Origin of the sequence: Amycolatopsis sp. NPDC059021 (assembly GCF_042739895.1) — a bacterium.
GTDB lineage: Bacteria > Actinomycetota > Actinomycetes > Mycobacteriales > Pseudonocardiaceae > Amycolatopsis.
This window is the reverse complement of record NZ_JBHYIQ010000159.1, coordinates 1-6287: the sequence shown is the minus strand read 5'-3', so window position 1 is coordinate 6287 and position 6287 is coordinate 1. Positions and strand designations below refer to the sequence as shown.

Genomic DNA, 6287 nt, shown 5'->3' with positions numbered 1-6287 from the left:
GCGCGGACATCGACACCGCGGCCGAGGTCGGCGCACTGGCCCCGGAGGCGGTGGCCGAGCTCGCCGCCGGGCACGATCACCCGGACGCCGACGCGGTGCTGGTACCGGACACCGCGATGCGCACGCTCGGCGAGATCAACGCCGTCGAGGCCCGCCTCGGCAAACCCGTGCTGACCGCCAACCAGGTCACCGTCTGGGAGGGGCTGCGCCTGGTCGGGCAGGCCCCGCTCGTCCGCACCCTCGGCGCGCTGTTCCAGGCGGGGAACGCGTGAGATGAGCCTGTCCGACATAGAACCGGTCAGCCGGGAATCCACCGCGGGCATCATCGCGCGCCAGCTGCGCGAGGCGATCATGACCGGTGCGCTGCCGCCCGGCACCCAGCTCGGCGAGACCGACCTGGCCGCCCGCTTCCAGGTGTCACGGGGGCCGCTGCGCGAGGCGATGCAGCACCTGGTCTCCGAGGGGCTGCTGCGCAGCGAACGGCACCGCGGGCTGTTCGTCATAGACCTCGGCCCCGGCGACGTCTACGACATCTACTCCGCCCGGTGGGCCATCGAACGCGCCGCCCTGCTGCGGGCGTTGCGCGGGGATCGCGAGCAGGTCGCCGTCACGCTCGAACAGGCCGTCACCGAGATGGCCGCCGCGGCAGGCGCGGACGATCCCTCGGCGATCTCCACCGCGGATCTGCGTTTCCACGAAGCGCTGATCGAGGCCTCGGGCAGCAAGCGGCTCGTCCGCATGGCCCGCACCCTCCTCATCGAAACGCGGATGTGCCTCGCGGCACTTCAGGGGACGTATCAGCGGGTCGAAGAACGCGTCGAGGAACACACGCACATCATCGAAGCGCTGCGCGCCGGGGACGAGGCACGGGCGCTGGCCCTCCTGGAAGCGCATATGGAGGACGCCGTGCGACGGCTCGCGCCCGGTACCAGCCTGACGCAGAGCGAGGCTCCCCCGGTCGGTTGAGCGGGATTCAGGAACCACAACGCACCCCCAGCACCGGCTGGCCACCGCGCCCCCGGCGGAACTTCGCGTCCCACGGCCAGAACCCGTCGTCATCGGCGTAGACCAGTTGCCGCGCCCGGATGTCCGGGCCGTAGAGGCCGACGGCCATGACCAGGTGCGCGGACGGCTCGGTGAGCTCGACGACCTCGATCGACGGCCCGTCGCGCAGCGTGTACTGCTCCCCGTGCTCGGGCGGCTCCGCGTGGCACGCGTGCTCGGCAACGCAGTTGAGCAGCGACCCCGCCGGGTACAGCGGCAGCCCGGTGACGACGAGTTCCGGCAGTTTCCGTTCGGTGAGCCCGATCGTGTAAGCCCACGGCGGGCTGTGTCTCGATCCCTCCACTCCCTGCACCATCCAGCCGCACTTGCCGATCACGGTGCGGACGTAGCGCAGATAGTCGGCCCGGGTCTTGTCGGGATTTTCGCACTGCCAGCACATCCTGGTGCCCCCTCCTGCTCGGTTGTGGGTGAGCGGGAGCCAGTGTCGGGGAGGGCACCGACGAAACGGGGCGGGCGATCAGCCGAGATTGTCGGCGACTACCGAACCGAGCCGGGTTGTGGTAGCGGTGCCGCCGAGGTCGGGGGTGACCGCGGCCGGATCGCCGAGCGTCCGGTCGACGGCGGCACGGATCGCTTGCGCGGCACCGGTTTCGCCCAGATGTTCGAGCATCATCGCGGCGGCGAGGATCTGCGCGACCGGGTTCGCGATGCCCTGCCCCGCAATGTCCGGAGCGCTGCCGTGGACCGCCTCGAACATCGACGGATGTTCACCCGATGGATTGATGTTTCCGGAGGGAGCCATGCCCAGTCCGCCGGTGATCGCGGCCGCGAGATCGCTGAGGATGTCACCGAACAGGTTCGACGCGACGACGACGTCGAGGCGTTCCGGCGCCTGCACCATCCGCGCGGCCAGCGCGTCCACATGGCACTGTTCACTGTGGACGTCCGGATATCCGGCGGCGACCTCGGCGAAGATCTCGTCCCAGAACGGCATCGAATGGATCAGGCCGTTCGACTTGGTCGCCGAGCACACCCGGCCGTCGCGCGTGCGCGCGAGTTCGAAGGCGTACCGGATGATCCGCTCGACGCCGACCCGGGTGAAAACCGATTCCTGCAAGACGAATTCGCTCGGTTGTCCGGTGTTGTGACGACCGCCGATGGCCGAGTACTCGCCCTCGGAGTTCTCCCGGACGATCACCATCTCGAGTTCCTCGGCCTTGCGCCCGGCCAGCACCGACGTCGTGCCCGGCAGCAGCCGCACCGGACGCAGGTTGACGTACTGCGCGAACGCGCGCCGCACCGGGATCAGCAAGCCCCACAAGGAAACGTGGTCCGGGACGCCGGGGAAGCCGACGGCACCGAGCAGGATCGCGTCGAACGCCGACAACTGCTCGATACCGTCTTCGGGCATCATCGACCCGGTGCGCGTGTAGCGCTCGCAGCTCCAGTCGAATTCGGTCCACGCCAAGGAAAAGCCGAACTTCCCGGCGGCACGGTCGAGGACCTTGCGGGCCTCGGCCGTGACGTCGACGCCGATCCCGTCGCCCGGGATGCTCGCGATGCGGTAGGTCTTCACAGGCTTACCGCGATGTACTTGACCTCGAGGAACTCGTCGATGCCGACCGAGCCGCCCTCGCGGCCGAGGCCGGACTGCTTGATCCCGCCGAACGGCGCCGCCGGATTCGACACGATGCCCTGGTTGAGCCCGATCATCCCGGCTTCCAGCCGCTCCGACACCCGCAGCGCCCGCTTGACGTCGCTGGTGTACAGATAGGACACCAGCCCGAACTCGGTGTCGTTGGCCTTCGCCACCGCCTCGTCCTCGGTGTCGAACGGCGTGATTGGCGCGACCGGCCCGAAGATCTCCTCCGAGGTCAGTCGCGCGTCCTGCGGCACGTCGGTGAGCACGGTCGCCTGGTAGAAGTGGCCGGGGCCGTCGACGCCCGCGCCGCCGGTGAGCACCCGCGCGCCCTTGTCGGTGGCGTCCTTGACGAGTTCGGTGACCTTCGCGACGGCCTTCTCGTCGATCAGCGGCCCCACCACGACGCCTTCTTCGGTGCCGCGCCCCATCGGCAGCGCCTGCATGCGCTCGGTGAGCCTGCGCGCGAACTCGTCGGCGACGTCGCGCTGCACGTAGAAGCGGTTCGCGGCGGTGCACGCCTCGCCGATGTTGCGCATCTTCGCCAGCATCGCGCCCTCGACAGCGGCGTCGAGATCTGCGTCGGCGAAGACCAGGAACGGCGCGTTGCCACCGAGTTCCATCGACGTGCGCAACACCTTGTCCGCGCACTGTTCCAGCAGCTTCCTGCCGACCCCGGTGGAGCCGGTGAACGACAGCTTGCGCGCGCGGCCGTCGCGGATGAGCGGCTCCATCACGCCACCGGAATCATGCGTGGTGAGGACGTTGAGCACTCCGGCGGGCAGCCCCGACTCGGCCAGGATCCCGGCCAGTGCCAGCATCGACAGCGGGGTCTGCGCGGCGGGTTTGATCACCATCGTGCAGCCCGCCGCGACGGCGGGGCCGATCTTGCGGGTGCCCATCGCCATCGGGAAGTTCCACGGCGTGATGAGCAGCGACGGGCCGACCGGCTGCTTGGTCACGAGGAACCGCCCGGCACCGTTGGGGGCGACCGCGTAGCCGCCGTCGATGCGGACGGCCTCCTCGGCGAACCAGCGGAAGAACTCGGCGGCGTAGGTGATCTCGCCCTTCGACTCGGCGAGCGGCTTGCCCATCTCCAGCGTCATCAGCAGCGCGAGTTCCTCACTGCGCGCGACGAGCAGTTCGTAGGCGCGGCGCAGGATCTCCCCGCGCTCCCTCGGCGCTGTCGCCGCCCAGTCCGCCTGCGCGGCGACAGCGGCGTCGAGTGCCGCGACGCCATCAGCGGGCGAGGCGTCGGCCACCTGGCACAGCTCCGCGCCCGTCGCCGGGTCCTGGACGGCGAACGTCTTCCCCCCGCTCGCGGCGACCCATTTGCCCCCGATGAACAGTTCCTTGCCAACCGCGTCGACGACGCCGCTCTCGGTGATCGCGCTCATCCAGCCTGCTCCTCCGTGTTGTCTCCCCGGCCATGCTATGGATATTGTCAACAATCGACAACTGTTCCGCCCGACCTAGGAGCACCACTGCCATGGCCCAGCTCTCCCCGCTGCTCAAGCAGGCAACTCCCGTCGTGGTCGACCACGGTGAAGGGGTGTACCTCTACGACGTCGACGGGAAACGTCACCTCGACTTCACCGCCGGGATCGGCGTGACGAGTACCGGCCACTGCCATCCGGAGGTGGTCCGCGCGGCGCAGGAACAGATCGGCAAGCTCATCCACGGCCAGTACACGACCGTGATGCACAAGCCGCTCCTGGAACTGACGAAGCGGCTCGGCGACGTACTGCCGAGCGGACTCGACTCACTGTTCTTCTCGAACTCCGGCAGCGAAGCCGTCGAAGCGGCGTTGCGACTGTCGCGACAGGCGACCGGACGGCCGAACGTCATCGTGTTCCAGGGCGGGTTCCACGGCCGCACGGTCGCCGCGGCGACGATGACGACGTCGGGGACGCGGTTCAGCGCGGGCATCGGGCCGCTGATGGCCGGCGTGCACGTCGCCCCGTTCCCGTACGCCTATCACTACGGCTGGGACGAGCAGACCGCGACGAAGTTCGCGTTGCGCGAGCTGGATTACCTGTTCGCGACCGTCAGCGCGCCGAACGAGACGGCGGCGTTCTTCGTCGAGCCCGTGCTCGGCGAAGGCGGCTACGTCCCGGCGAACACGGAGTTCCTCGCCGGACTGCGTGAACGTGCCGACGCGCACGGCATCCTGCTGGTGATGGACGAGGTGCAGACCGGGTTCGGCCGCACCGGGCGCTTCTGGGGACACGACCACTTCGACGTCCGCCCGGACATCGTGCTCATCGCCAAGGGGCTCGCGAGCGGATTCCCGCTGTCGGGCATCGCGGCGCCGGAATCGCTGATGGCCAAGGCCTGGCCGGGTTCGCAGGGCGGGACGTACGGCGGCAACGCGGTGTCCTGCGCGGCGGCGATCGCGACGCTGGACGTCATCCAGCGCGAGGGCCTGGTCGAGAACGCGGCCGAGCGCGGACGTCAGCTGCTCGAAGGCGCGCGGCTGATCGCGGACAAGACGGCCGCGATCGGCGAGGTACGCGGACTCGGCCTGCTGGTGGGCACGGAGTTCACCACGCCGGACGGCGAGCCGGACACGGCAACCGCGCAGAAGGCGCAGAAAACCGCAGCGGAGCACGGTTTGCTGCTGCTGACCTGCGGGGCCTTCATGAACGTCGTCCGCATGGTGCCACCCCTGGTGGTCGACGCGGCACAGGTCGACGACGCGCTGCGTATCTGGGGCGACGTCGTCTCGACGGTTACGGGGAGCTGAACCATGGCGCGCTACATCACCATCACCCTGGACAAGCGCGGCGTTTCGTGCCGCGCCAGGCTGCTCGACGACGAAGCCCCGCGGACGTGCCGCGCGGTGTGGGACGCGTTGCCGCAGAGCGGTTCGGCGTACCACGCGAAGTACGCGCGCAACGAGGTCTACACACTCGTGCCGCCGTTCGCCGACCCGAAGCCGGGGCGGGAAAATCCGACCATCACCCCGATCCCGGGCGACGTCGTGTACTTCGGCTTCGAGGCCTGGGAGATCGGGAACCCGGCGTACGGCTACGACTCCGGCAGTGAGGCGCACAGCGATCAAGGTGCCACGGACCTCGCGATCTTCTACGGCCGCAACAACCTGCTGATCAACGGGGACGCGGGGTGGGTGCCCGGCAACGTCTTCGCGACGATCGAGGAGGGACTCGCGGAGATGGCCGCCGCGGCACAGGACCTCTGGCTACGCGGGGTCGAAGGCGAAACGCTGACCTTCGCCCGCGCCTGAGAGTTCCGGCGGCTCTCCCGGCTCGTTGCCCTGAACGACGCGTTCGGGACGCTGATCGTCTCGAACGCGTCGTTCGCGGCAGGTCTAGTCAGCTGCGGTGTCCACAAGGACTCTCGTGCCGGTAAGGCCACCTTGAGGGCGTCTGACGCCCGTAAGGTGGCCTTACCGGCACCGCGGCACACCGAGAAGGCGCCGCGGCACGTTTGTCTGGCGCGCTCGCGCCCGCCATACCCCTTTGGGTTCCTGGCATTGGTGCTGACCTCACCGAGGGACGCCCTCGTCGCATCGCGGCGGCACGGCTGGACCGTTCGCGACGCCATGGCGCCACGAGGGGCCCTTTCGTCGCATCGGACGTTCCGTGGGGGCCTCCTTGAGGGACCCTGGGTCCCTCAAGGC

Annotated in this window: 6 protein-coding genes and 1 pseudogene; 4 read left to right on the top strand and 3 right to left on the bottom strand. The window is 69.3% G+C overall.

Annotation, left to right across the window (positions count from 1 at the left end):
* Positions 1-272, top strand: a pseudogene (locus ACFWX1_RS45780) (maleate cis-trans isomerase); the annotation flags it as partial.
* Position 273: 1 nt separating this feature from the next.
* Positions 274-966 carry a GntR family transcriptional regulator gene (locus ACFWX1_RS45775; RefSeq protein WP_378396218.1) on the top strand — a complete coding sequence of 231 codons (693 nt, stop codon included), beginning with the start codon at positions 274-276 and terminating at the stop codon, positions 964-966.
* Between the two features lie 7 nt (positions 967-973).
* On the opposite strand, the gene ACFWX1_RS45770 is transcribed toward ACFWX1_RS45775, so the two are convergent.
* The 3 genes from ACFWX1_RS45770 to ACFWX1_RS45760 all read right to left on the bottom strand — a co-directional run bounded on the left by ACFWX1_RS45770 (position 974) and on the right by ACFWX1_RS45760 (position 4041).
* Positions 974-1444, bottom strand: coding sequence for a DUF4262 domain-containing protein (locus ACFWX1_RS45770; RefSeq protein WP_378396217.1), 471 nt, complete (start codon positions 1442-1444; stop codon positions 974-976).
* 78 nt (positions 1445-1522) lie between these two features.
* Positions 1523-2581, bottom strand: a complete 1059-nt coding sequence (locus ACFWX1_RS45765; protein ID WP_378396216.1) for a tartrate dehydrogenase — start codon at positions 2579-2581, stop codon at positions 1523-1525.
* Positions 2578-4041, bottom strand: a complete 1464-nt coding sequence (locus ACFWX1_RS45760; RefSeq protein WP_378396215.1) for an NAD-dependent succinate-semialdehyde dehydrogenase — start codon at positions 4039-4041, stop codon at positions 2578-2580. The genes ACFWX1_RS45765 and ACFWX1_RS45760 overlap by 4 nt, the downstream gene beginning before the upstream one ends.
* A 92-nt stretch (positions 4042-4133) precedes the next feature.
* Here ACFWX1_RS45760 and ACFWX1_RS45755 point away from each other — a divergent pair, with 92 nt between their 5' ends.
* Together ACFWX1_RS45755 and ACFWX1_RS45750 are read left to right on the top strand one after the other, a co-directional pair.
* Complete coding sequence (locus ACFWX1_RS45755; RefSeq protein ID WP_378396214.1) at positions 4134-5390, top strand: aspartate aminotransferase family protein; 1257 nt, start codon at positions 4134-4136, stop codon at positions 5388-5390.
* Between the two features lie 3 nt (positions 5391-5393).
* Positions 5394-5891: a DUF3830 family protein gene (locus ACFWX1_RS45750; protein WP_378396213.1), complete on the top strand. Its 498-nt coding sequence runs from the start codon at positions 5394-5396 to the stop codon at positions 5889-5891.
* The last annotated feature ends 396 nt before the right edge of the window (positions 5892-6287 follow it).